19 protein-coding genes and 1 pseudogene are annotated in these 23912 nt (G+C 59.9%); 8 read left to right on the forward strand and 12 right to left on the reverse strand.

Annotated features, from left to right (window positions below; all coding sequences use genetic code 11):
- Positions 1 to 5 precede the first annotated feature (5 nt).
- The 4 genes from BW686_RS01265 (at position 6) to BW686_RS01280 (ending at position 3963) form a co-directional block, all read left to right on the forward strand.
- Positions 6 to 1154 (forward strand): serine hydrolase domain-containing protein, encoded by a 1149-nt coding sequence (locus BW686_RS01265; protein WP_084913849.1) that lies wholly within the window; start codon positions 6 to 8, stop codon positions 1152 to 1154.
- A gap of 153 nt (positions 1155 to 1307) precedes the next feature.
- On the forward strand, positions 1308 to 2468 hold the full coding sequence (locus BW686_RS01270; protein WP_084913850.1) for an OmpA family protein: 1161 nt from the start codon (positions 1308 to 1310) through the stop codon (positions 2466 to 2468).
- Between the two features lie 235 nt (positions 2469 to 2703).
- Positions 2704 to 3351 carry a pyridoxamine 5'-phosphate oxidase gene (pdxH, locus tag BW686_RS01275; protein ID WP_084913851.1) on the forward strand — a complete coding sequence of 216 codons (648 nt, stop codon included), beginning with the start codon at positions 2704 to 2706 and terminating at the stop codon, positions 3349 to 3351.
- A 147-nt stretch (positions 3352 to 3498) separates the two neighbouring features.
- The gene (locus tag BW686_RS01280; protein ID WP_084913852.1) at positions 3499 to 3963 is read left to right on the forward strand and encodes a glycine zipper 2TM domain-containing protein; all 465 of its coding nucleotides are present in this window, start codon (positions 3499 to 3501) and stop codon (positions 3961 to 3963) included.
- A 594-nt stretch (positions 3964 to 4557) separates the two neighbouring features.
- On the opposite strand, the gene BW686_RS01290 is transcribed toward BW686_RS01280, so the two are convergent.
- The 8 genes and pseudogenes from BW686_RS01290 to BW686_RS27000 all read right to left on the reverse strand — a co-directional run.
- Positions 4558 to 6171, reverse strand: coding sequence for an NAD(P)/FAD-dependent oxidoreductase (locus tag BW686_RS01290; RefSeq protein ID WP_084913853.1), 1614 nt, complete (start codon positions 6169 to 6171; stop codon positions 4558 to 4560).
- A 95-nt stretch (positions 6172 to 6266) separates the two neighbouring features.
- Entirely contained in the window at positions 6267 to 6947 is a 681-nt protein-coding gene (locus BW686_RS01295; protein ID WP_084913854.1) for a COG3650 family protein, read from the reverse strand.
- Between the two features lie 331 nt (positions 6948 to 7278).
- Complete coding sequence (locus BW686_RS01300) at positions 7279 to 7980, reverse strand: ABC transporter ATP-binding protein (protein WP_084913855.1); 702 nt, start codon at positions 7978 to 7980, stop codon at positions 7279 to 7281.
- Positions 7981 to 8748, reverse strand: coding sequence for a high-affinity branched-chain amino acid ABC transporter ATP-binding protein LivG (gene livG / locus BW686_RS01305; protein WP_084913856.1), 768 nt, complete (start codon positions 8746 to 8748; stop codon positions 7981 to 7983).
- Entirely contained in the window at positions 8745 to 10010 is a 1266-nt protein-coding gene (locus BW686_RS01310) for a high-affinity branched-chain amino acid ABC transporter permease LivM (RefSeq protein ID WP_084913857.1), read from the reverse strand. Before BW686_RS01310 ends, livG begins: the two co-directional genes overlap by 4 nt.
- Positions 10007 to 10930, reverse strand: a complete 924-nt coding sequence (gene livH, locus BW686_RS01315; RefSeq protein WP_084913858.1) for a high-affinity branched-chain amino acid ABC transporter permease LivH — start codon at positions 10928 to 10930, stop codon at positions 10007 to 10009. The genes BW686_RS01310 and livH overlap by 4 nt, the downstream gene beginning before the upstream one ends.
- A gap of 224 nt (positions 10931 to 11154) precedes the next feature.
- On the reverse strand, positions 11155 to 12279 hold the full coding sequence (locus BW686_RS01320) for a branched-chain amino acid ABC transporter substrate-binding protein (RefSeq protein ID WP_084913859.1): 1125 nt from the start codon (positions 12277 to 12279) through the stop codon (positions 11155 to 11157).
- A gap of 73 nt (positions 12280 to 12352) precedes the next feature.
- Positions 12353 to 12607, reverse strand: a pseudogene (locus tag BW686_RS27000) (hypothetical protein); the annotation flags it as partial.
- On the opposite strand from BW686_RS27000, the gene BW686_RS01330 reads away from it, so the two are divergent.
- Positions 12606 to 12911, forward strand: a complete 306-nt coding sequence (locus BW686_RS01330) for a DUF2288 domain-containing protein (RefSeq protein WP_084913860.1) — start codon at positions 12606 to 12608, stop codon at positions 12909 to 12911. The pseudogene BW686_RS27000 and the gene BW686_RS01330 overlap by 2 nt on opposite strands.
- 148 nt (positions 12912 to 13059) lie before the next feature.
- On the opposite strand, the gene BW686_RS01335 is transcribed toward BW686_RS01330, so the two are convergent.
- The gene (locus tag BW686_RS01335; RefSeq protein ID WP_084913861.1) at positions 13060 to 15357 is read right to left on the reverse strand and encodes a putative bifunctional diguanylate cyclase/phosphodiesterase; all 2298 of its coding nucleotides are present in this window, start codon (positions 15355 to 15357) and stop codon (positions 13060 to 13062) included.
- A gap of 234 nt (positions 15358 to 15591) precedes the next feature.
- On the opposite strand from BW686_RS01335, the gene BW686_RS01340 reads away from it, so the two are divergent.
- Positions 15592 to 16971, forward strand: a complete 1380-nt coding sequence (locus tag BW686_RS01340) for a spinster family MFS transporter (protein WP_086934786.1) — start codon at positions 15592 to 15594, stop codon at positions 16969 to 16971.
- Positions 16972 to 17442: 471 nt separating this feature from the next.
- Here BW686_RS01340 and rapA read toward each other — a convergent pair whose 3' ends face one another.
- Positions 17443 to 20289, reverse strand: a complete 2847-nt coding sequence (rapA, locus tag BW686_RS01350) for an RNA polymerase-associated protein RapA (protein ID WP_084913864.1) — start codon at positions 20287 to 20289, stop codon at positions 17443 to 17445.
- A 230-nt stretch (positions 20290 to 20519) separates the two neighbouring features.
- Here rapA and BW686_RS01355 point away from each other — a divergent pair, with 230 nt between their 5' ends.
- Positions 20520 to 20858 carry an aspartate-semialdehyde dehydrogenase gene (locus BW686_RS01355; protein WP_084913865.1) on the forward strand — a complete coding sequence of 113 codons (339 nt, stop codon included), beginning with the start codon at positions 20520 to 20522 and terminating at the stop codon, positions 20856 to 20858.
- 87 nt (positions 20859 to 20945) lie between these two features.
- Entirely contained in the window at positions 20946 to 21101 is a 156-nt protein-coding gene (locus tag BW686_RS01360; protein WP_084913866.1) for a hypothetical protein, read from the forward strand.
- 267 nt (positions 21102 to 21368) lie between these two features.
- On the opposite strand, the gene BW686_RS01365 is transcribed toward BW686_RS01360, so the two are convergent.
- Together BW686_RS01365 and BW686_RS01370 are read right to left on the reverse strand one after the other, a co-directional pair.
- On the reverse strand, positions 21369 to 22877 hold the full coding sequence (locus tag BW686_RS01365) for a pectate lyase family protein (RefSeq protein ID WP_084913867.1): 1509 nt from the start codon (positions 22875 to 22877) through the stop codon (positions 21369 to 21371).
- A 173-nt stretch (positions 22878 to 23050) separates the two neighbouring features.
- The gene (locus BW686_RS01370) at positions 23051 to 23521 is read right to left on the reverse strand and encodes a MaoC family dehydratase (RefSeq protein WP_007248673.1); all 471 of its coding nucleotides are present in this window, start codon (positions 23519 to 23521) and stop codon (positions 23051 to 23053) included.
- Between the last annotated feature and the right edge of the window lie 391 nt (positions 23522 to 23912).

Here is a 23912-nt window from a genome sequence, read left to right on the forward strand (position 1 = left end):
AGCCGTTGCAGATCCAGGGTCATTACGAACTTCAATTCGAAGCAGTACGTGAAGCCTTTGCGGCGCTTTTTGACGATCCTCAGGAGCGTGGCGCAGCGTTGTGCATTCAGGTCGGCGGCCAGACGGTGGTCGACCTGTGGGCGGGGACTGCCGATAAGGACGGCGCCGAGGCCTGGCACACCGACACCCTTGCCAATCTGTTTTCCTGCACCAAGACCTTCACCAGCGTGGCGGTTCTGCAACTGGTCGCAGAGGGCAAGCTGAAGCTCGACGAACCCGTTGCCCGGCTCTGGCCTGAATTCGCTACGGCTGGCAAGGCATCGATCACCCTGCGGCAGTTGCTCTGCCACCAGGCCGGTCTGCCCGCATTGCGTGAGCAACTGCCCGCCGAAGCCCTTTACGAGTGGCACACCATGACCGCGGCGCTGGCTGCCGAGGAACCCTGGTGGACGCCGGGGCAGGGCCACGGTTACGCAGCAATCACGTACGGTTGGCTGGTGGGCGAAATGTTGCGCCGCGCCGACGGCCGTGGTCCGGGCGAGTCGATTGCTGCACGCATTTCGCGTCCGCTGGGGCTGGATTTCCATCTCGGGCTGGCGGATGACCAGTTCTACCGGGTTGCCCATATCGCTCGCGGCAAAGGCAATGCGGGCGACGCTGCTGCTCAGCGCGTGCTGCAGGCAACGATGCGCGAGCCGGCATCGATCACTGCCAAGGCGTTTACCAATCCGCCCTCGATCATGACCAGCACCAACAAACCCGAATGGCGCCGCATGCAGCAACCGGCCGCCAATGGTCATGGCAATGCGCGCAGTCTGGCCGGTTTCTATACCGGGCTGCTGGATGGCAGCCTGCTGGAAGCCGACCTGCTCAATGAACTGACCCGCGAACACAGTATCGGCCAGGACAAGACCCTGTTGACCTCAACCCGACACGGGCTGGGCTGCATGCTGGATCAACCGACGGTGCCCAATGCGACGTTCGGTCTGGGTCCGAAGGCGTTCGGTCATCCGGGCGCTGGCGGTTCAGTCGGCTTTGCCGACCCGGATTACGACGTGGCGTTCGGCTTTGTCACCAATACCTTGGGGCCTTACATCCTGATGGACCCGCGCGCTCAGAAGCTGGTCGGCGTTCTGCGTGAGTGTTTGCAGTAAGTATCGGCCATAAGTGCTTGTTTCATACCGACTGTCAGTTAAATGGCTGTAACAGGAACCGTACGACGGTTTCTTTTTCCAACTGCATCTTTATGCATGTTATACCGGCGTAGTCACGTCCTTCTGTCTGATCAAAACCGTTGCGGGTCAACCATGTCGTCCAATAAAAGCCTCGTTCTTGCCCTGTGTATCGCCGTCACTGGCTGTGCTCAAACCCCACAATCCGACTCTGCTGCATCCGGAGGCCATTGGTGGCAGTTCGGTTCCGGCAGCGAGTCTTCTGATGCCAGCGCTGCTTCTAACGCTCCTGCACCTGGCCCGGCTCCTGCCCCTGCTCCGGTGGCCAAGGCTGCGGCACCAGCACCGGCAACTGGCGGCGAGAGCAGCGGCCCTTGGTACTGGCCGTTCGGCTCCAGCGACAACGCTCAGGCAAAACCTGATGCGGTTGCCAGCAAGCCCGCAGACAAACCGGCAGCGCCGGCGCTGGTTGCCAAGTCGGAAACCGACACCAAGTGGTGGTGGCCGTTTAGCAGTGCAGGTACGAAGGACGAACCTAAAGCGCTGCCGATGCCTGATCCGAAAGTGACCCAGGCCTGGCTGGACGAGTACGAGCCACGCCTGCGCGCTGCGATCAAGGACAGCCCGTTCCAGCTGGAACGTCGCGAAGACCTGCTGGCGATCACCGCACCGGTAGACAGCTCGTTCAATCCGGATCGCCCGGCCATGTTGCTGCCGAACACCTTGGGTCCGATCACCCGTCTGGCTAAAGTGGTTGAAGGTGATCAGAAAACCGCAGTGCTGATCCTGGGTCATGCTGACACTTCCGGCCCGACCGAAGCCAACCAGAAGATCAGCCAGGAGCGTGCGCAGTCCGTTGCCGCGATCTTCCGCCTGAGCGGTCTGGAACGTAACCGCCTGAGCCAGCGTGGCATGGGCGCGGTCATGCCGCGTGCTGCGAACGACAGCCTTGAAGGGCGCGCACTCAACCGCCGTGTCGAGATCCTCATGACGCCGCAGGACACCATGCGCGTTCTGATGAGCCGCTACGCGCTGCCGCCGGTTGCGCCGACCATGGTGGCCGCGCAGGACGTCAAGCCAGTAACGCCAGCACCGGCTGCCGCACCGGCCAAGAAAGCCGCCGTGGCGAAGAAAGACACGGCCAAGAAAGACACGGCCAAGAAAGCGCCGGCCAAGGCCAGCACCGCCAAAAAGGCTGCGCCTGCCAAGACCACCGCCGCAGCTAAAAAACCAGCAGCCACCAAAGCCCCGGCCAAGGCGCCTGCCAAGAAAGATGACAGCCAGGCCAGTAACTGAGGCCTGATTTCAGGCTTCTGCCCGGAGAGCGTGGGAGCGACCGGGGCGGCGATCCGCATTGTTCGCGAAGACGGTAATTCGGACGATACGTTTCATAGACTGTATCGGCCCTTTCGCGAACATGTTCGCTCCCACGGCCTTCGGCCAGAATCAAAACGAATGTGTGATAACGACGAGCGCCGAGCCTCGTACGAGAATTAGCTAACGTTCATGATGTGCGCGCAGGAATGAAACCATGACCCAGACCCTGGCCGACATGCGCCGTGATTACACTCGCGATGGTTTGACCGAAGCGCAGTCACCGCATGAGCCGTTTGCCCTGTTCCATAAATGGTTCGAAGAGGCGGTAAAGACCGAACAGCCACCGGTCGAGGCCAACGCCATGACCCTGGCCACTGTCGATGAGGACGGGCGTCCGCATTGCCGCGTGTTGCTGCTCAAAGGGCTTGATGCTCAGGGCTTCACCTTCTTCACCAACTACGAGAGCGCCAAGGGTCAGCAACTGGCTGCACGCCCGTTTGCGGCCATGACGTTCTTCTGGCCGACGCTCGAACGCCAGGTGCGTATCGAAGGCAGCGTCGAAAAAGTCAGCGCGCAAGAATCCGATGCGTATTACCAGGTCCGTCCACTGGGCAGCCGGCTGGGCGCCTGGGCATCACCGCAAAGCCAGGTGATTGCCGATCGCGACGAACTGGAAGGCCTGATCAGACAAACGGAACAACGCTTCGCAGACACCCGGCCGCACTGCCCGGAGCACTGGGGTGGCTACCGCCTTTTGCCTGAACGGATCGAATTCTGGCAGGGAAGATCCAGTCGCCTTCACGACCGTTTGAACTATCGTTTGATAAACGCCGGATGGGCACGCGAGCGTCTTGCTCCCTGATGGAATTATTCGCTTGCCGAATCGTCTGAGCGTTGTACAGGCACTCGCTGTATAGCGCCTGAATGAACTTAATTTGCGGGACCGTGATCGTGACAGGGCCTTTGTCGGGTAGTCTAATGGCCACTGGTTCCTCTGGAGATACACTTTATGCGCAAGTCTGCTTTTCTGGTTGCTTCATTCACCGCGATGGCGTTGATGCTGGGTGGCTGTACCTCAAACCTGACCGGTGATTCCTATTCCCGCGATGAGGCCAGGACCGTACAGACTGTCCGCATGGGGACCATCGAATCCTTGCGTCCGGTCAAGATCGAAGGCACCAAAACGCCAATCGGCGGCGTTGCAGGTGCGGTCGTCGGCGGCGTTGGTGGCAGCGCCATCGGTGGCGGTCGCGGTAGCGTTGTGGCAGCAGTGATCGGTGCAGTGGCCGGTGGCCTGCTGGGTTCAGCGACCGAAGAAGGCCTGACCCGTACGCAAGGTGTTGAAATCACCGTGCGTGAGGATGACGGCAGCATGCGTGCCTACGTTCAGCAGGTTCAGGAAAACGAGATTTTCCGCGTCGGTGAACGCGTACGCATCATGAGCGTCAACGGTACCAGCCGCGTTTCGCATTGATCCCGCAGCGGCGCACACCCAAACCCCGAGCCGGAAGGCTCGGGGTTTTTTTGTTTCTGCGTCAGATGGATTGTTGCGCAAGGCATTCCCACGCATAGAGCACGATAATCTCAACCATGACTATCGTGCCGACGCTCCGCGTCGGCATGCAGTTCTGGACGCTTTGCGTCCTCTGCGTCACACAAGGGTTCTGCGATGTCGAGTAGATTTACATAAGACTCAAGTCACCTTTTCGCCCCTCGGCGAGTTACTTTGATGGGGCCAAAGTAACCAAAGCCCCTGGCTCCGTTTCCGGCCCGACTTCGTCGGGTTCCTTCGTCCTGACACTGATCCGGGGGTCGCCGCAACGGGCCATCCATGGCCCGGTGCGGCTAGCCTGGCGTCCTGCCAGGCTACCCCCGGATCAGCGCCAGGACTCAGCCGTCACTTACGTCGCACTCTGCGTCGTCCATGCCATCGCGATCAAAAAGCTTTTCTTTTGCAGACGCTGCGGGTAAGGCATGGCGCTGTGTTGCTGCATGGATGTGACGCAGAGCGTCCAGAACTGCATGCCGACGCGGAGCATCGGCACGATAGTCATAATCATCGTGGGATTTAGCCCTCGATCCCCAGCATATCGCGCACCAGCGCTTCCGCAATCCGTATGCCGTCCACGCCTGCTGACAGAATGCCACCTGCATAACCGGCGCCTTCACCGGCCGGGTACAGGCCTTTGGTGTTCAGGCTTTGCAGGGTCGGGCCGCGGGTGATGCGCAATGGAGCCGAGGTACGGGTTTCGATGCCGGTCAGTACCGCATCGTGCAGCGAAAAGCCTTTGATCTGCTTGTCGAACGCAGGCAATGCTTCACGGATGGCTTCGATGGCAAAGGCGGGCAGGGCGTCAGCCAGGTCCACCAGTTTCACGCCCGGCTTGTACGAAGGCTCGACACTGCCCAATGCGGTCGACGCTTTACCGGCGATGAAGTCGCCGACCAGCTGCGCGGGGGCCTCGTAGTTGCTGCCGCCCAACAGGTAAGCGTGAGATTCCAGACGCTCCTGCAGTTCGATACCGGCCAGTGGGCTGCCAGGGAAATCCTGCTCCGGCGAAATGCCGACCACAATGCCCGAGTTGGCGTTGCGCTCGTTACGCGAGTACTGGCTCATGCCGTTGGTGACCACGCGGCCAGGCTCCGACGTTGCCGCGACGACGGTCCCGCCAGGGCACATGCAGAAACTGTAGACCGAGCGACCGTTGCTGGCGTGGTGTACCAGCTTGTAATCGGCAGCGCCCAGCTTGGGGTGACCGGCATACTTGCCGAGACGGGCGCGGTCGATCAGTGACTGCGGGTGCTCGATACGGAAACCCACCGAGAACGGCTTGGCTTCCATGAACACGCCACGGCTGTGCAACATGCGGAAGGTGTCGCGGGCACTGTGGCCCAGCGCCAGAATCACATGGCGGGACTCGATCTGCTCGCCGCTGTCCAGCTGGACGCCCAGCAGTTGGCCGTCCTCGATCATCAAGTCGGTCACGCGCTGCTGAAAACGCACTTCACCGCCCAGTGCGACGATCTGGTGCCGCATGTTTTCAACCACACCCGTCAGGCGGAACGTGCCGATGTGCGGTTTGCTGACGTAGAGGATTTCTTCAGGCGCACCGGCCTTCACGAACTCGTGCAGCACTTTGCGGCCGATGAATTTCGGGTCCTTGATCTGGCTGTAGAGCTTGCCGTCCGAGAATGTCCCGGCACCACCTTCGCCAAACTGCACGTTGGACTCGGGGTTGAGCACGTTCTTGCGCCACAGGCCCCAGGTGTCCTTGGTGCGCTGGCGGACTTCGGTGCCGCGCTCGAGGATGATCGGTTTAAAGCCCATCTGCGCCAGCAGCAGTCCGGCAAAAATGCCGCACGGCCCGAAGCCCACGACTATCGGGCGCTCTGTCAGGCCTTCGGGGGCGTGACCGACGACTTTATAGCTGACATCCGGTGCAGGGCCGACATGACGGTCATTGGCCAGCTTGCGCAGCAGTGCCTCTTCATCCTTGACCTGAAAGTCGATGGTGTAGATGAAGCACAGCTCGGAGGACTTTTTACGCGCGTCGTAGCTGCGCTTGAAGAGGGTGAAGTCCAGCAATTCGCTGCTGTCGATGCCCAGGTGCTGCAGGAGTGCAACGCGCAGGTCTTCTTCCGGGTGATCGATCGGCAGCTTGAGTTCGGTGATTCGTAACATTAAGGGGTCCAGTTTTCGGGCCGCAGGTTCAGCCCGACAGCACTACAAGACCGGCGATTATAAGCGCTGAACCCCTTTGGCGGCGAGCCTGCCGGTCAGTCGTCGCGCGAACCGCCGTAATAACCGCAGCCACGCTGGGCCTGGCCGTTGATACGCAGCTCGGCGGTCAGGTGTTGCACCGAGCCGTCGACGCTGTCCACGCAACGTTGCGGCGCCACCCAGATCTCGATGCGCTGGTTATTGGCTTCGCTGCTGATGCTGAAACTGCCGTCGGGCAATTTTTCTTCCACATAAGGCACGGCTAGCGGCGCGGCGCCTTCGCGTTCCAGCACCATGCCTTTGCCGCTGACATTGACGTTCCATGCAGGCTTGTTGCCGTTGACGTGCAGCGTCAGGCGCTTGAAGTTGAGGTCTTCACAGGCCTGACCGGGGCGTTCGACGCGATACAGTTGATGCAGATCCAGCTGGCCATCGCTGTTGCCCGCCTTGCTGGCAGCAAAGCTGCCGCGCAGATCGGCAAACACCTTGCCGTTGCTGTCAGCCAGCGAAGTGGCTTCCTGCAGGATGCCTGTATTGCCGCGATCCTTGACCACATAACGGCGCTGCTCATTGCACGGTTTGAACAGCAACTGGCCATTGCTGCCGGTCAGATCGCCCTGCATACGCAGCATGCCGGCGGTGGAAACCTGCGGGGCATCGGCCTTGCTGCCGAGCAGTTGGCACCCGGCAAACAGGGGGAGAAGGGCAAATACGAGGGCGGAACGCGCAGCAAACATGGATTGATCTCCAGACAAGTGCCGTCACGTTACTCAGACTGGTGGTGCATCACAAGGGTTGGAATGTTTATCGCGCCATCAGTGGCTATGACTGTCGTGCAGGTCTGACCCTGACCCTGACCCTGACCCTGACCCTGACCCTGACCCTGACCCTGACCCTCTGACCCTGAGACTCTGACTCTAAGACTCTAAGACTCTAAGACTCTGAGACTCTGACTGTGGGAGCGAACTTGTTCGCGAAAGAGCCGTTGTGTTCGACGAAAATGCATCGTCTTAACGACCGCCTTCGCGGACACGTTCGCTCCTGCAAAACCGCTTCGGCTTCTCGGGACTACCCGCCCAGATACGCATCCCGCACTTTCGGATCGACCAGCAGTTCTTCGCCTGTGCCCTGCATCACCACGCGACCGTTTTCCAGCACGTACGCGCGGTCGGCGACTTTCAGGGCCTGGTTGGCGTTCTGCTCGACCAGAAACACGGTCACGCCATCACTGCGCAGTTGTTCGACGATCTCGAAAATCTGCTGAATGATGATCGGGGCCAGACCCAGTGACGGCTCGTCCAGCAGCAACAGCTTGGGCTTGCTCATCAGCGCCCGGCCAATGGCGAGCATTTGCTGTTCGCCACCGGACATGGTGCCGCCGCGCTGGTTGAAGCGCTCCTTGAGGCGTGGAAACAAGTGCAGGACCTTGTCCATCTGCTCCTGATAATCCGCCTTTTCCGTGAAGAAACCGCCCATCGCCAGGTTTTCTTCAACCGTCAGGCGCGCAAACACACGACGGCCTTCCGGCACCACGGCGATGCTCTTGCGCATGATGATCGACGACTCAAGCCCGACCAGCTCTTCGCCCATGTAGCGGATACTGCCGCTGTGAGCGCGAGGTGAACCGCACAGGGTCATCAGTAGGGTGGACTTGCCGGCGCCGTTGGCACCGATCAAGGTGACGATCTCGCCCTGACGCACTTCCACGTTGACGCTGTGCAGCGCCTGGATCTTGCCGTAGAAGGTGGAGACGTTTTCAAACTGCAGCATTTACGCTTCCCCCAGGTAGGCTTTGATCACGTCAGGATTGTCGCGAATCTGTTCCGGTGTGCCGTCCGCCAGAGGCGTGCCCTGATTGATCACCACGATATGGTCGGAAATGCTCATCACCAGCTTCATGTCGTGTTCGATCAGCAGGACGGTGGCATCGTGTTCGTTGCGCAACACGCCGATCAGCGCTTTCAGGTCGTCGGTTTCCCGAGGGTTCAGACCGGCAGCAGGCTCGTCGAGCATCAGGATGCGCGGGCGGGTCATCATGCAGCGCGCGATTTCCAGGCGCCGTTGTTGGCCATAGGCGAGTGTTCCGGCGGGGCGATTGGCAAACTCCCGCAGGTTGACGGCCTCGAGCCAGTGCTCGGCGTAGTCCATCGCTTCGCGTTCACTGCGACGGAACGCCGGTGTCTTGAACAGACCGGCCAGGAAGTGGGTGTTCAAGTGCCGGTGCTGGGCAACCAGCAGGTTTTCCACCGCGGTCATTTCCTTGAACAGGCGCACGTTCTGGAAGGTCCGTACCACGCCCTTGCGCGCAATCTGATGGCCCGCCAGGCCTTGAATCGGCTCGCCGTCCAGCAGAATGGTGCCGGCGCTGGGCCGGTAAAAGCCGGTCAGGCAGTTGAAGACCGTGGTCTTGCCCGCGCCGTTAGGACCGATCATCGACACGACCTGCCCTTTGTTGACCGTCAGGGCCACGCCGTTGACCGCCAGCAGACCGCCGAAACGCATGCTCAAGCCTGTGGCTTGCAGTAATGGGCGGCTCATTTTGGCAGCTCCGCTTTCAATTTCATTTCGGGGCGCTGCATCGGCAGGAAGCCCTGAGGACGCCAGATCATCATCAGCACCATCAGTGCGCCGAACATCAGCATGCGGTAATCACTGAACTCACGCATCAGCTCAGGCAACAGGATCATCACGATGGCCGCGAGGATCACGCCCAGTTGCGAGCCCATACCGCCCAGCACCACGATGGCCAGAATGATTGCCGACTCGATGAAGGTGAACGATTCCGGGGTAATCAGGCCTTGGCGCGCGGCAAAGAAGCTGCCCGCGAAACCGGCAAACGCTGCGCCGAGGGTGAAGGCCGAAAGCTTGATCACGGTCGGGTTCAGGCCCAGCGCGCGGCAGGCGATCTCGTCTTCACGCAACGCTTCCCAGGCCCGACCGATCGGCATGCGCAGCAGGCGGTTGATGACGAACAGTGCGGCCAGCGCCAGCAGTAGGGCGATCAGGTAGAGAAAAATGACCTTGTTGATCGAGCTGTACGGCAGGCCGAAGAACTCATGGAAGGTCTGCATGCCTTCAGCAGCCTTGCGCTCGAACGTCAGGCCGAAGAAGGTCGGCTTGTCGATGTTGCTGATGCCGTTCGGACCGCCCGTGATGTCGGTCAGGTTGCGCAGGAAGATACGGATGATCTCGCCGAACCCGAGCGTGACGATGGCCAGGTAGTCACCGCGCAGCCTCAGCACCGGGAACCCCAGCAGGAATCCGAACAGCGCCGCCATCAACCCCGCAATCGGCAGGCAGATCCAGAAACCGAGCCCGTAGTAATGCGAGAGCAGGGCGTAGCTGTAGGCCCCGACTGCGTAGAAGCCGACATAGCCCAGGTCCAGCAGGCCTGCCAGCCCGACCACGATGTTCAGGCCGAGGCCGAGCATGACGTAGATCAGAATCAAGGTCGCAATGTCCACCGCGCCGCGTGAACCGAAGAAGGGCCAGATGAATGCCAGTACGATCAGTGCCGCCAGGCCCCAGCGCTGGGTTTTCGGCTGGGTCAGGAAGTCGCTGGTCTTTTGCGGGATCAGCGGCTTATCGGAACCGACGCGCATGCCGCTGATCTGCTCGGCGAACAGCACCCGCAGGAACAGCAGGACCGAACACACGGCAATGACGGTGAGGGTCAGCGGGCTGGCATTCTGCACTTGCAGGGTAACGCCGGAAAACGCCAGTTTCAGGCCGAACACCGGGTAGGCGACTGCCCAGACCAATGCGGCGCTGAACAGCGCCTGTTTAAAAGACTTGCTCATACTTTCTCAACCTCCGGACGACCCAGAATGCCGGTCGGTCGGAACAGCAGCACCAGAACCAGCAGGCCGAAGGCCACAACGTCCTTGTACTGATCACCAAAAATGTCGGCGCCGAACGCTTCGGCGACACCCAGTACCAGGCCACCGAGCACTGCGCCGGGGATCGAACCGATACCGCCCAGCACGGCAGCGGTGAAGGCTTTCAGGCCGACGAGGAAGCCGGCGCTGGGGTTGATCACGCCGTATTGCATGCTCAGCAGCATGGCTGCGACCGCCGCCAGCGCGGCACCGACCACGAAGGTCAGGGCAATGATGTTGTTGGTGTTGATCCCCAGCAGGTTGGCCATTTTCATGTCCTCGGCGCAGGCGCGGCAGGCGCGGCCCATTCGCGAGCGGGAAATGAACAGGGTCAGGCCGGTCATGGCCAGCAGGGTGATGACGAACACCACAATCTGCATGTAGGAAATCAGCACTTCCTGCGCGCCACCCGGGCCGAACGAAAGACTGCCAGGCAGCAGGTTGGGAATGGCAAAGTTGCCGGAACCCTGGGAAAGCTGAACCGAGTTCTGCAGGAAGATCGACATGCCGATCGCAGAAATCAGTGGAATCAGACGGTTGCTGTTACGCAACGGACGGTAGGCCACGCGCTCGATGCTGTAGCCGTAGGCACTGGTCACGATGATCGTTGCGGCAAAACCGGCAATCATCAGCAGCGGCAGGCTGTGAATACCCAGCATCGCCAGACCGGCCAGTGCCATGAAGGCAACATAGGAACCGATCATGTACACCTCGCCATGGGCGAAGTTGATCATTCCGATGATGCCGTACACCATCGTGTAACCGATGGCGATCAATGCATACGTGCTGCCAATGGTCAGGCCATTGACCAGCTGTTGCATGTAGTGGAATAACTCGGGCATTTACCGCGCTCCTGAAAACCTGATCTGCATTTCTCTGGGATGAACCGGGTCGCATTCTGTCGATGCGTTGTTCGTGACGCTGTCAGAGAACCGCTGGTGACGGTTTTAAGATGTTCAGGTGGCTTCGTGCGCAGCTCTGTTTCCGGAGGTGTGCGGACGGGCCTGGATTCGTAAAACAAAGCCCACTGCGCTGGCAGTGGGCTTTGAGGGTTGATGCAAGCAGCTTACTGAGCGGCTTCGGTCTTCGGCTTGCCGAAGTGCCATTCGTAGACCACGAACTGGAAGTTCTTCAGGTCACCTTTCTCGTCGTAGCTCAGCTCGCCCATGGGCGTCTTAAAGGTGCCGGCATGGATGGCGGCTGCCACCTTGGTGGTGTCTTCGGACTTGGCGGCGGCGATGCCGTCGGCAATGACCTGGACGGCGGAGTAGGACGGGTACACGAACGGGCCGCTCGGGTCCTCTTTCTTGGCCTTGAAGGCTTCGGTCAGCGCCTGGTTGGCCGGGTCCTGGTCGAAAGACTTCGGCAGGGTGACCAGCAGGCCTTCGGAGGCATCGCCAGCGATTTGCGAGATGGACTCGTTGCCGACGCCTTCAGGACCCATGAACCTGGCTTTCAGGCCCTTTTCCTTGGACTGGCGCAGGATCTGCCCCAGCTCAGGGTGGTAGCCACCGTAGTAGACGAAGTCGACATTGGCTTGCTTGAGTTTGGCGATCAGTGACGCGAAGTCCTTGTCACCCGCGTTGATGCCTTCGAAGATCGCGACTTTCACACCGTCTTTTTCGAGTGTTTGTTTGACTGCAGTGGCAATGCCTTCACCGTATTGCTGCTTGTCGTGAATGACAGCAACAATTTTCGGCTTGGCGACCTTGGCAATGTAGTTGCCTGCGGCAGGGCCTTGGGCGCTGTCCAGGCCGATGGTACGGAACACCAGTTTGTAGCCACGAGCGGTGATGTCCGGGCTGGTGGCGGCCGGAGTGACCATGATGATGCCTTCGTCCTCATAGATGTCGGACGCTGGCTGGGCAGAGCTGGAGCAGAGGTGACCGACCACGTATTTCACGCCGTCATTGACCGCCTTGTTGGCGACGGCAACGGCCTGTTTCGGATCGCAGGCGTCATCGTACTCGACGGCTTCAAGCTTCTTGCCATCCACGCCACCCTTGGCGTTGATCTGCTCGATGGCCATTTTTGCACCATTGAACTGCATGGTGCCGTACTCGGCGACAGGGCCGGTCTTGGGGCCGGCGATGCCGATCTTGATGGTGTCAGCTGCGAACGAATGGCTGGCAACCCCCGCCATAACCAGTGCGGCAAACAGCCTGGAAAGCTTATTAGTACCCTTAGTCATGATGCTCCACTCTTGCATTGTCGTTTTTATAATCCTGATGGCTAAAGCTCCAGGACCGGATTCGATCACCGGTTTTCCCACGCCGCCAACTGTACCGGAACAGTTTAGAGTGCCGCTTGTTGGCTTGGATAGCCGGGCGTTTGGGGACAAACCGATGAGTGTCGCCTAATCGAAAGAAAGTTACAGAATCCAACCGCTTGAGTGCCTGAAATCACTTCAGATCCATAAGGTTATCTGCACTTCCCTGCGATTGATCACCTGCATCTGGGCTTGCCGGTGGGAAAGTCGGCGCTATCATTGTGCCGATTTTCTTTCTGGTGAAACCCATGACGCAAGAACCTAGCACCCTCTATGCCAAACTGCTTGGCGAAACCGCCTCAATTACCTGGACTGAATTGCAACCATTCTTTGCCAAGGGTGCCCTGTTGTGGGTCGAGCGGCCTCTGGACCTGATCGAAGTGGCCGAGGCCGTGGCCGAAAATGAGGCAGACAAGGTGTCTGCATGGCTGACCGACGGTCAGGTGAGCAAGGTGTCTGAAACCAAGGCGCTTGAGCTGGTGGAGGCCGATCCGACGCTGTGGGCTGTCGTAGTGGCACCTTGGATTTTGATTCAAGACAGGGCGCAGGATTGATCGACGCACCAATACAGTGCTGCTTGCGTTGAGCGAGTGGGTTGGAAGGTAACTGTGGGGACACCTGCGTAGCGTAAAACCCCACCTTCAAGTGAGCATTTTTGCCGGCCTCCGCTCGGGTGGCTTGCGTGGCGCCTGCTGCGAAGTGTCAGCTGCGAGCGCGCCCCCTGCTTGAATAGTTTTCAGTGTCGGGCAGGTCGGTGAACAGGTCCATTGACCGTGGGTTTTCATCTTCCTGTTCCGGCGGTTGCGGTTGCGGCATCGGCAGGGTTGGCCAGCGACTGGCGGGTTCGCACTCGTTCATCTGTTTGACGAGGGGGATGATTCGCTCCAGCGGCTGTGGCCTGCTGAACAGATAGCCCTGCACGTAGTCGCTGCCGAACTTGCTGAGAAACTCCAGCTGTGCGGGCGTCTCAACGCCTTCGGTAACGACCTTCAGGCGCAATGTATGCGCCATGACGATAATGGCCTGCACGATCTCCATGTCCTGAGGGGATTCAGGGATATCGGCGATGAACGACCGGTCGATCTTGAGTGTGTCCAGTGGCAGGCGCTTGAGGTACGCAAGCGACGAATAGCCGGTCCCGAAATCATCGATCGACAGCGAAACCCCAAGGCTGCGGATCTGCTTGAGCAGCAGGATGGTGTTGCTGATATTGCCCATCAGGGCGTTTTCGGTCACCTCCAGTTCGAGCCGGCCAGGCGCGGCCCCTGCGTCAGCCAGTGCCTGCTGGACTTCTTCCAGCAGTTCGTCGCGGCTCAGATTGAGCGCCGAGCAGTTGACGGTGATGATCACCGGGTCCAGCCCTTCACGGTGCAAGGTGCCCAGATCGTGACAGGCACGGCGCAGCACCCAGTTGTCCAGCTCGGCGATCAGACCGTTGGCCTCGGCAATGCTGATGAAGCGATCGGGCGTCAGCAAGCCGTGTTGCGGGTGATTCCAGCGCACCAGGGCTTCCAGCTTGGCAACGTGGCCGGTCCGCAGGTCGATGATCGGCTGGTAGTAGACCTGCAGCCCTGTCTCTTCGCGCAAGGCATTGCGCAGTTCTTCCTCCAGATGCAGCTCCAGACTGGCCTTGGTCTTGAGCGCCGGGCTGAAGAAATTGACCCTGTTTCGCCCGTTGCCCTTGGACTGGTAGAGCGCCAGGTCCGCATGCTTGAGCAATTCATCGCAGGATGAGCCGTCACGCGGGAACACGGCGATGCCAATGCTGGTGGTCATGACCATGCGCCTTCCGGCCAGCCCGATGGTCTCCTTCATTTTGTGCATGACCCGATGGGCCAGGTGTCGAGCCTCTTCATAGTCCGGAATGCTCAGCAGAATGCAGAACTCGTCGCCACCGAAGCGCGCGACCACATCCTGAACGCGGGTCGCACTGCGGATGCGTTCGGCAATCACTTTGAGCAATTCATCGCCAGCGTCGTGGCCCAGGCTGTCGTTGATGCGTTTGAAATGGTCGATGTCCAGAAACATCACCGCAAGCATGCCGTTGCTCTGAGTGTGCTCCAGCAGTTTTTCGGCAAAAATCTGATTGAATCCGCGACGGTTAATGAGGTTGGTCAATGGGTCGTAATGCGCCACCTGCTGCAGCGAGACGCGCGCCTGATCCAGTTGGCTGAGCAGGGCATTGACCCGTTGCAGGTCATGGTCCTTGCCTTGCAGCTTCTTGTCAGCCATCGCCGCGCTGATGCTCCCGGCAATAATCAGCAGGGTGATGACCGCAATGGTCAGCCCCAGTTGCTGACTGTTTTCGGTGCTGGGAATGTGCAGCGCGGTGCCTTCGGGCATGACCAGCCTCAACGCCCGCATGCCCATCAGGTGCATGGTCAGCAGGCCCGCGCCCAGCAGCAGGCTGACGCCGTAACGGAACATCTGGTGGAACATGCCGCTGTGCTGGCGCAAATGACGGGACAGCGTCAGCAACGCCACGCTGGACAAAATGGCAGCCAGGATCGAAAGCCCGAACATTTTCGGTTCGTAATACTGAGTGGCGGCGGAACGCATCGCTGACATGCCCAGGTAGTGCATGGTGGCGATGCCGATGCCCATGACGACCGCGCTGAGCAAACATCGTCGGGTAGTGAGCGTCGGGATCGTCAGCGCTTTCATCGCGACCAGCGCGGTGAGCAACACGATCAGCAGTGATATCAAGGTGACGGTCAGGTCATAGGCAATGGTCAGCGGAGCTTGAAATGCCAGCATGCTGATGAAGTGCATCGCCCACACACCGCCTGCCAGACAAAGCGCGCCCAGTGCTTTCCAGAGGCGGCGGCTTCTGGTGGCCTCCACCTGGATGACCCGGTCAGCAATGTCGAGCGTCGCAAAGCACGCGGCACAGGCCACACCATAGGCCAGTGCCACGAGAAAAATATTATGACTGCAGTCAATCAGCAATTGCCCGTCCGCTGGCAGGCCAGCGAACATGTCCAAACCCAGCCACTCCATAGCGTGCCCTATTGTTCACTACCAGGGCGCCAAGGCTAAAAGCCTGACGATTTCGAGTGAGTATAGAGGCTGTTTACGACCTGCCACGCAAATGAGCTGTCATTTTGATATGTCCTCAATAACGAATAGTTATAAAAGGCCATCACTTGTCCGCTGTCTTTACGAATGTTTACAGACAGATAGCCTTGCGGCTTCTAGATTGAAGTGAATAACGATAAAGGGACGGACGCCCACATGAACGAGCCCCAGCCGCAAAACGCTACCCAGGCTGCCAACGCCTGGCGTGTTCTGTTCCTGTTGTTTCTGGCCAACCTGTTCAATTTCTTTGATCGCACCATCCCTGCGATCATCGTCGAGCCCATCAGGCTGGAGTGGCACCTGAGCGACTTTCAGTTGGGGATGCTGGGCACTGCGTTCACGCTGGTTTACGCCATCGCCGGGCTGCCGCTGGGGCGCATGGCCGACAACGGCTCACGCAAGAAGCTCATGGGCTGCGGCCTGGCGGTCTGGAGCGGGTTGACGGCGGTCAACGGCATGGTGGGCAGTTTCTGGACGTTTCTGCTGGTCCGCATGGGGGTTGGCATCGGCGAGGCCAGCTATGCGCCTGCCGCCAACTCCTTGATCGGTGATCTGTTCCCAGCCCATCGACGGGCGCGGGCCATGGGGCTGTTCATGCTGGGGCTGCCGTTGGGGCTGCTGCTGGCGTTCTTCACCATCGGTGCAATGGTCAAGGCGTTTGACAGCTGGCGGGCACCGTTCTTCATTGCAGCGTTTCCAGGCTTATTGCTGGCCGTGTTCATCTTCTTCATCAAAGAGCCCCGGCGCGGCGCGGCTGAAGACGTGCGCATGTCCGAGGTAAAGATCGACAAGCCGATCCGCCGCGTCTTGTCGATCCCGACCTTTCGCTGGCTGGTGCTGGGTGGCCTGACCTTCAACTTTGCGACCTACGCCTGCAACTCATTCATGGTGCCCATGCTGCAGCGTTATTTCCTGCTGCCGTTGCAGGAAGCCGCCGTTGCAACGGGCGTCATCGTCGGTGTCACCGGGTTGATCGGTCTGACCCTCGGCGGCTGGATAGCCGACAAGCTGCATCAGCGCTCTCCTAACGGAAGGCTGTTGTTCGCGACGTTCAGCATGCTGGTGGCCGCGCTGGCGACAGGCTACGCGTTGCACGCAGGGCGTATCGAAATCGGCGTGTTCGTGGGCGTTTTCAGTCTGGGCTGGCTGTTTGCCTACAACTTTTACACCTGCGTCTACACCGCGATCCAGGACGTGGTCGAGCCGCGTTTGCGGGCAACGGCCATGGCGCTGTTTTTCGCCGGTCTTTACCTGCTGGGTGGAGGCCTCGGCCCGGTGGTGGTCGGCCTGCTGTCTGATCACTTCGCCCATTCGGCGATGGCTTTGGCGGGTGTCGAGGTGATGAATGAAAGCTTCAAGGCCATCGGGCTGCACGATGCCATGTACCTGATCCCGGCAGCGCTGTTCCTGACCCTGTTGTTTCTGTACCAGGCCTCACGCTGTTTCAGCCGGGATGCCGAACGGATGAAGGCGCGGATGGTGGCTGAACAGCCAGTGGCGGGGCTGGAGGAGGGGATTGTGGTGGCCAGACGCTGAGTGATGCTGGCTGAGTCTCGTGCCTATGCTCTGTGTAGGCATGCATCGAGTGACGCTCTGCGTCACACGGCGGTGCTGCGATATCAGATAGGCTGGGGGTCGACTCAGGTCACCTTTTCGCCCCTCGGCGAGTTACTTTGATGGGGCCAAAGTAACCAAAGCCCTTGGCTCCGTTTCCGGCCCGACTTCGTCGGGTTCCTTCGCCCTGTCACTGATCCGGGGGTCGCCGCAACGGGCCATCCATGGCCCGGTGCGGCTAGCCTGGCGTCCTGCCAGGCTACCCCCGGATCAGCGCCAGGACTCAGCCGTCACTTACGTCGCACTCTGCGTCGTCAGTACCATCGCGGCAAAAAAGCGCTTTTTAGCAACGGTTTCAAGTAAGGCATGACGTTTTGCAGAGGCCACTTTGTGACGCGGAGCGTCACGAAATGCATCCCCACGCAAAGCATGGGGACGAGCGTTAGCGTGGTTTCAACCCGCGACCAGCACCCGAATCGCTTCCAGGCGCAACGCGGCTTTTTCAAGCATCGCCAGGCCTTGTTCGCGCTGGGTGCGCAAGGCAACCAGTTCACTGTCGCGCACGGTCGGGTTGACCGCCTGCAATGCCGTCAGGCGGGCCAGTTCCTCTTCGGTATCGGCTGCCAGACGACGCTGGGCCTCGGCCACGCGTTCAGCGTGCTTCGGCGTGATTTTTTCTTCGCCCGCGTTGATCCTCGGCGTCAGCAGATCACGCTGTGCCTGAATGAACTTGTTGGCGCTGGCGCGTGGCACGCTCTCGAGCTGGTCGTTAAGAGTATTGAACGACACGCGGCTCGACAGATCATTGCCGTTCGGATCAAGCAGGCAGCGAAGGGCGGCAGGCGGCAGATAACGCCCCAGTTGCAATGAACGCGGCGCAACCACCTCACTGACGTAAATCAGCTCCAGCAGCACCGTGCCCGGCTTCAACGCCTTGTTCTTGATCAGCGCCACGGCGGTGTTGCCCATCGAACCGGACAGCACCAGGTCCATGCCGCCCTGAACCATCGGGTGTTCCCAGGTAATGAACTGCATGTCTTCGCGAGACAGCGCCTGATTGCGGTCGTACGTGATGGTCACGCCTTCGTCGTCACCCAGCGGGAAGCTGGCGTCGAGCATTTTTTCGCTCGGCTTGAGGATCAGGGCGTTTTCCGAGTGGTCCTCGCTGTCGATGCCAAAAGCGTCGAACAGGGTTTCCATATAGATCGGCAGGCTGAACTGGTCATCCTGATCGAGGATCGCTTCGACCAGTGCCTCGCCTTCACCGGCACCGCCGGAGTTGAGTTCCAGCAGGCGGTCGCGGCCGGTGTGCAGTTCGCTTTCCAGACGCTCGCGCTCGGCACGGGCTTCATTGATGAGGCCTTGCCATTCGTCATCGTCACCGCTTTCGAGCAGCGGCAACAGACGCGGTCCGAACTGGTGCTGCAAGGCGTTACCGGTCGGGCAGGTATTGAGGAAGGCGTTGAGCGCTTCGTGATACCACTGGAACAGGCGCGCCTGCGGGCTGGTTTCGAGGAACGGTACGTGCAGTTCAATGGTGTGCTTCTGGCCGATCCGGTCCAGACGGCCGATGCGCTGCTCCAGCAGGTCCGGGTGCGACGGCAGATCGAACAGGACCAGATGGTGGGAAAACTGGAAGTTGCGGCCTTCACTGCCGATTTCCGAACAGATCAGTACCTGAGCGCCGAACTCTTCGTCCGCGAAATACGCAGCGGCGCGGTCGCGCTCGAGAATGTTCATGCCTTCGTGGAACACCGTGGCCGGAATGCCGGAGCGCACACGCAGTGCGTCTTCCAGGTCCATAGCGGTTTCGGCATGGGCGCAGATGACCAGCACCTTGACGCGCTTGAGCATCTTGAGCGTATCGATCAGCCAGTCGACGCGCGGGTCGAAACGCCACCAGCGTTCTTCTTCGCTGACGTCCGAATGCGCCTGGAAGCTCACTTCAGGGTAGAGGTCGGCATGCTCGCCCACCGGCAACTCAAGGTATTCGACAGGGCAGGGCAGCGGATAAGGGTGCAGCTTGCGCTCCGGGAAACCCTGCACGGCGGCGCGGGTGTTACGGAACAGCACGCGGCCCGTGCCATGACGGTCCAGCAATTCGCGAATCAGGCGCGCCTTGGCTTCGTCGTCACCGGTATTGACGGCAGCGAGCAGCGTCTCGCCTTCGGCGCCCAGGAACCCGCGAATGGTGTCCTGCGCGGCAGCGGACAGTTTGCCCTTGTCGAGCAGCTCTTGAACGGCCTGCGCCACCGGGCGATAGTTTTCGCTCTCGGCGCGGAAGGCTTTCAGGTCGTGGAAACGGTTCGGGTCGAGCAGGCGCAGGCGTGCAAAGTGGCTGTCCTGGCCCAGTTGCTCCGGGGTAGCGGTCAGCAGCAGCACGCCGGCAATGACCTCGGCCAGTTGCTCGACCAGCGAGTACTCGCGGCTGGCCTTGTCTTCGTGCCAGACCAGGTGGTGCGCTTCGTCGACCACCATCAAGTCCCAGCCCGCCGCGAACAGGGCATCCTGAGCCTTTTCGTCTTCGACCAGCCATTCCAGCGCAACCAGCGCCAGTTGGGTGTCTTCGAACGGATTGCCGGCATCGCTTTCCATGAAGCGTTCGGCGTCGAACAGCGCAACCTGCAGGTTGAAGCGGCGACGCATCTCCACCAGCCACTGATGCTGAAGGTTTTCCGGCACCAGAATCAGCACGCGGTTGGCGCGCCCCGACAGCAATTGGCGATGAATGATCAGACCGGCTTCGATGGTCTTGCCCAGGCCCACTTCGTCGGCCAGCAATACGCGTGGTGCGATGCGGTCGGCGACTTCACGGGCGATGTGCAACTGGTGCGCGATAGGTTGCGCCCGCACGCCCCCCAGGCCCCAGAGCGAGGACTGCAACTGGCGGCTGGTGTGTTCGAGGGTGTTGTAACGCAGCGAGAACCAGGACAACTGGTCGATCTGCCCTGCGAACAGGCGGTCGGTTGCCAGGCGGAACTGGATGAAGTTGGACAGCTGGGTTTCCGGCAGCGTGACCACTTCGTTCTGCGCGTTCAGGCCGTGGTAGACCAGCAGGCCATCGACGTCGTCAACTTCGCGAACGGTCATTTTCCAGTTTTCGAAGTGAGTGATCACATCGCCCGGCGAGAAACGCACGCGGGTCAGCGGTGCATTACGCAGTGCGTACTGGCGTGTTTCGCCAGTGGCCGGATAGAGCACGGTCAACAAGCGGCCGTCCTGTGCCAGAACGGTGCCCAAACCCAGCTCGGCTTCGCTGTCGCTAATCCAGCGTTGCCCCGGTTGATACTGCTGCGCCATGCTGCCTGTCTCCCGCTTGAAAAAGCTGACTATGTTAACGGAACGCGCCCCGAAGACCAAAGGCGACGTGAAAAAACCTCAGATCGTGCGCCGACCGCATTTTGATTTTTGGTTCCATGACACTTATTTCACTCAGTGCAGTCCAAAAAGACCCTAAATTACTGCAAACCATGCCAGCCCGGTTCAAGTTGCCGAGCGCACGGCCGACACCCCGGTAAGAGGATATAACCATGCTGCAACCTATGCTTCCGCTAAGTGTGGTGCCCGTGACATCACAGCTGGACCCGGCCAAACGCATGCCGGACATCCCGCCTGTCGCGGCCGTGGAGAAGAGCTCTAACGAGACGTCCATCGATCTGCACAACGAGGATGCTGAACGCAGCGCATTACTGTTGCGTGAAGAGCAGCAGCGTCAGCAACAGCAGCAGGGCCGATCCTCCGAAGAAGCGGAGGAGTATCAGGGCCTGGTCGTTCCGGGTGATTCCCTGAACGCAGACAACACCGTTCCGGTTGTACCGCTCATCGACGACGAGCCGCGCCAGGGACTCTGGGTGGATATTCAGGTCTGACCGCGAAAATCGCCGGATCCGCGCTGGTCATGGCCGATGTGATTAAGCATTATTGGCGCTGATTCCGGTGTTCGAGAGCGGCAAGTCATGAGCGATGATGAAAAACTGATCGACCTGGGTGCCGAGCGCGCCAGGCGCATTCACGATCTGAACGATAAACGCCTCAACGAAGTGCGCAACGCCTTCGAGCAGGCGATGCCGTTGAGCAGCAAGAAGCCCAAGAAAAAACCGAAAAAACGCTGATCCCTTCCTTGCCCCGTTGATCGGGTCGATTCTCAACGTCTGCCCGACGGCCAGAGAACTGATCTGGATCAACGCGCGCCGTTACAACTGCGATTAATCTGAGCCCACTGAACGCGCTGTGAGGGGCATCACAGCGGCGTTGCCAGGCGGCATCAAAAAAGACCGAGGGGCGTCGGTCATTGACACGAGCACGCAAGGCATTTGGGGCGACTCCGGTCGCCCTTTTTTTCGTCTGCGCGTCGGCTGTGGCATCAAGTGCCCGGGCTGTCAGCCTACCGTTTTTGCCCCTGCGTTGGCCTCTACATAGTCTTTCGTCTCTTCTGCTGTCATGACGTGCCGCTGGTAGCTCGGGGTCCAGGCTGTTACCGGTGATTTCTGGGTGAAGCTGACATTGCTGCCGATGTCTTTGAAGTGGGCGTCGCCGTAGTCATCCAGCACACCGGCGTTGCTGGCCTTGTTGGAGACATCCACGCCTTTTTCGAAATAGTTGGCCTGCGACAGGATGTTTGCGTCCCCGGTCGCGGTGAAGCCGAGGTGGAAGTTGTCGACCTTGTTGTTGTACACGTCAAAATCGCCATGACGCATCAGGCCAGGTGCCCGCACGTCGAGGTTGTTGAACGCGTTGTTGGCGATGGTCATTTGCGGGTAGCCCCTGTACTCGGCCCTGGCGGCAGGGGAGTCGTCCGGCTGGCCGAGGATCACGCCATATTCGTTGTTCTGAAATTTTGAATGGGTCAGGCTGACCTTGTCCGCCGTCCCGCCCACATAGAGCAGTTTATCCAGCCCCTTGGGGTTCTGATCCTTGGTGCCGGTGTAGGTGTTGTGGTCGATCCAGTATTTCTGGCCGCTGCTGATGAACATCTGCATGTCACCGTTTTCGCGGTAACGGCTGTCATGGGTGAAGTTCAGGTTCTGGAAAATGTCATTGCCTGCGTTTTTGCCACTGGCCAGGTAGATGTTATGCAGGCTGTTGCCCTTGTCGGTGCCCAGCAGGGTTTTGTTGGCACCGAAGTTGATGGTCACTTTGCTGTCGGCGGTCAGGTTGGCACCGAGGCGAATGGTGCGGGCCGTGTCGTCTTCCATGTTCTTCTTGAGGTCTGCCACGGTATTGACGGTGACGACATCGCCATCGTTGCCGCCGGTGGTGTTGGCTTCTTTGGCGAAACCGACCATGCCCGACATGTCCGCCCCCAGGCCATGAGCGGCAGGCGCTGCGGGTTTTGCCACTTTTTCTGCGGCGTCAGGTTTGTCGGCGGCAGGCGCTGACGTTTTCTGCAGCGCAGGGGCCGCAGTTAATTTGGCTGACGCATCCGCTGGATGATCGTTCTGCACCACAAAGGGCTTTTCTGTGTTGCCTTGGGCCACTGACGGCGATGCGGGGGATGCGGTCGAAGGCGACGATGCCGGTTGAGAGGCGGTCGGTGCCTGTTCGCGTCGAGCCTGCGCAGGCGTCGGGCTGTCTGGCTGATTTGCCGGCGACCTGGAAAACAGGTCTTTGAGGACGTTGCGAATGGCCTCTACCAGCTTGTTCAGCAGCAATTCGACGGTGTTTTCATGCCCGGTCGAAGAGGCGTTCGTGGCGGGTGTTTGAAGGCGGGAACTCAGGGTGTCGAGCGGTGACTGCACACCCGTTGCGTGTTGCGGCGGGCTGAAATCGATCTGGTTGCCGGTGTGGTCCGGTTTGCGTTCGCTCGGCGGATGACTGTCAGTCTCTGGGTTGAGGGCCTGGGGAGACAGCCCGGAGACGGGGTAGTAATTTCTGTTGATCGTATTCATGGCTGATGTTCCCGCCTGTGGGAATGAACAATTCGTGATCCCGGACAGCAACGTGCTGCGTGTTCCCTGAGTGGAAAGCGCAGGAAAAGAGTTCCGGGTGCATCATGAATTTGTGCTCATGCCACAAGCGAGTCTTGCGCGCGTGTCGTCCGGACACGCGCTTGCCTTCGGTATCAGCCGAACGTGATCTCGGGCAGTACAGTCAGGTCGACGGTCTGCTGTTTGCGCGGGGCGAGGATTTCAGCTTCGCCGTCCACAACCAGTTCATCGTTCTGGTTGAAAACGCGGGTGGCGATACGAACGCGGAATTTAGGCAGTTTTTCCAGAATCTCCAGGCGCACCGTCAGGGTGTCGCCCAGTTTCACGGGCTTCTGGAAGGTCATCTGTTGACCGATATAAATGGTGCCCGGGCCAGGCAGCTCACAGGCGACCGCAGCGCTGATCAGCGCGCCACTGAACATGCCGTGGGCGATACGCTCCTTGAACATGGTCTTGGCGGCGTATTCGGCGTCCAGATGGACCGGGTTGTGGTCACCGGACATGGCGGCGAACAACTGGATGTCACGCTCTTCCACTTTCTTGCTGTAGCTGGCGGTCTGACCGACTTCAAGGGCTTCGTAGGGCGTGTTGGTGACTTGAGTCATGTGGCTGTCCTGACAATGAAAATGAGTTGAAGCTGGCCGTTCATTCGACCTGCGTAGCCGCGCCCTTGGGTCGCGCCGTTAATAGACCGTGTTTTGTAACACTTGATGACTCACTACTGCCAATACACCGGCAAGATCATTCAGACGTTTGTTGAGGCTCACCGGATCACATTCGCCACGAATAATAAGCCACGGGCTTGAAAACAGGGCTTTCACGGCACTGGCGCGCTGCCAACCGACGTCGGCTTCGGGGCCTGCGCCGGTCAGTGTATAGCGAGCGGCAGATTGCAGTCTGAACAGCGACGAGATTCATGCCGCTGATGACGCTCGGGTGACGATTTGCCTGCTGCCTTTTAACTGCTAACGTCGGGCCAGGCATAGGCAGGGAAGA

The sequence above is a fragment of the Pseudomonas syringae genome, from assembly GCF_002157375.1.
Taxonomy (GTDB): Bacteria; Pseudomonadota; Gammaproteobacteria; order Pseudomonadales; family Pseudomonadaceae; genus Aquipseudomonas; species Aquipseudomonas syringae_T.

What these genes read in the sequence shown, in the direction of transcription:
- BW686_RS01360 (WP_084913866.1), top strand. Translation starts at nt 20,946, where the DNA reads ATGAGCGATGATGAAAAACTGATCGACCTGGGTGCCGAGCGCGCCAGG.
- BW686_RS01300 (WP_084913855.1), bottom strand. Translation starts at nt 7,980, where the DNA reads ATGCTGCAGTTTGAAAACGTCTCCACCTTCTACGGCAAGATCCAGGCG.
- BW686_RS01340 (WP_086934786.1), top strand. Translation starts at nt 15,592, where the DNA reads ATGAACGAGCCCCAGCCGCAAAACGCTACCCAGGCTGCCAACGCCTGG.
- BW686_RS01290 (WP_084913853.1), bottom strand. Translation starts at nt 6,171, where the DNA reads ATGTTACGAATCACCGAACTCAAGCTGCCGATCGATCACCCGGAAGAA.
- BW686_RS01335 (WP_084913861.1), bottom strand. Translation starts at nt 15,357, where the DNA reads ATGGAGTGGCTGGGTTTGGACATGTTCGCTGGCCTGCCAGCGGACGGG.
- pdxH (WP_084913851.1), top strand. Translation starts at nt 2,704, where the DNA reads ATGACCCAGACCCTGGCCGACATGCGCCGTGATTACACTCGCGATGGT.
- rapA (WP_084913864.1), bottom strand. Translation starts at nt 20,289, where the DNA reads ATGGCGCAGCAGTATCAACCGGGGCAACGCTGGATTAGCGACAGCGAA.
- BW686_RS01330 (WP_084913860.1), top strand. Translation starts at nt 12,606, where the DNA reads ATGACGCAAGAACCTAGCACCCTCTATGCCAAACTGCTTGGCGAAACC.
- livH (WP_084913858.1), bottom strand. Translation starts at nt 10,930, where the DNA reads ATGCCCGAGTTATTCCACTACATGCAACAGCTGGTCAATGGCCTGACC.
- BW686_RS01355 (WP_084913865.1), top strand. Translation starts at nt 20,520, where the DNA reads ATGCTGCAACCTATGCTTCCGCTAAGTGTGGTGCCCGTGACATCACAG.
- BW686_RS01310 (WP_084913857.1), bottom strand. Translation starts at nt 10,010, where the DNA reads ATGAGCAAGTCTTTTAAACAGGCGCTGTTCAGCGCCGCATTGGTCTGG.
- livG (WP_084913856.1), bottom strand. Translation starts at nt 8,748, where the DNA reads ATGAGCCGCCCATTACTGCAAGCCACAGGCTTGAGCATGCGTTTCGGC.
- BW686_RS01370 (WP_007248673.1), bottom strand. Translation starts at nt 23,521, where the DNA reads ATGACTCAAGTCACCAACACGCCCTACGAAGCCCTTGAAGTCGGTCAG.
- BW686_RS01270 (WP_084913850.1), top strand. Translation starts at nt 1,308, where the DNA reads ATGTCGTCCAATAAAAGCCTCGTTCTTGCCCTGTGTATCGCCGTCACT.
- BW686_RS01280 (WP_084913852.1), top strand. Translation starts at nt 3,499, where the DNA reads ATGCGCAAGTCTGCTTTTCTGGTTGCTTCATTCACCGCGATGGCGTTG.
- BW686_RS01295 (WP_084913854.1), bottom strand. Translation starts at nt 6,947, where the DNA reads ATGTTTGCTGCGCGTTCCGCCCTCGTATTTGCCCTTCTCCCCCTGTTT.
- BW686_RS01365 (WP_084913867.1), bottom strand. Translation starts at nt 22,877, where the DNA reads ATGAATACGATCAACAGAAATTACTACCCCGTCTCCGGGCTGTCTCCC.
- BW686_RS01320 (WP_084913859.1), bottom strand. Translation starts at nt 12,279, where the DNA reads ATGACTAAGGGTACTAATAAGCTTTCCAGGCTGTTTGCCGCACTGGTT.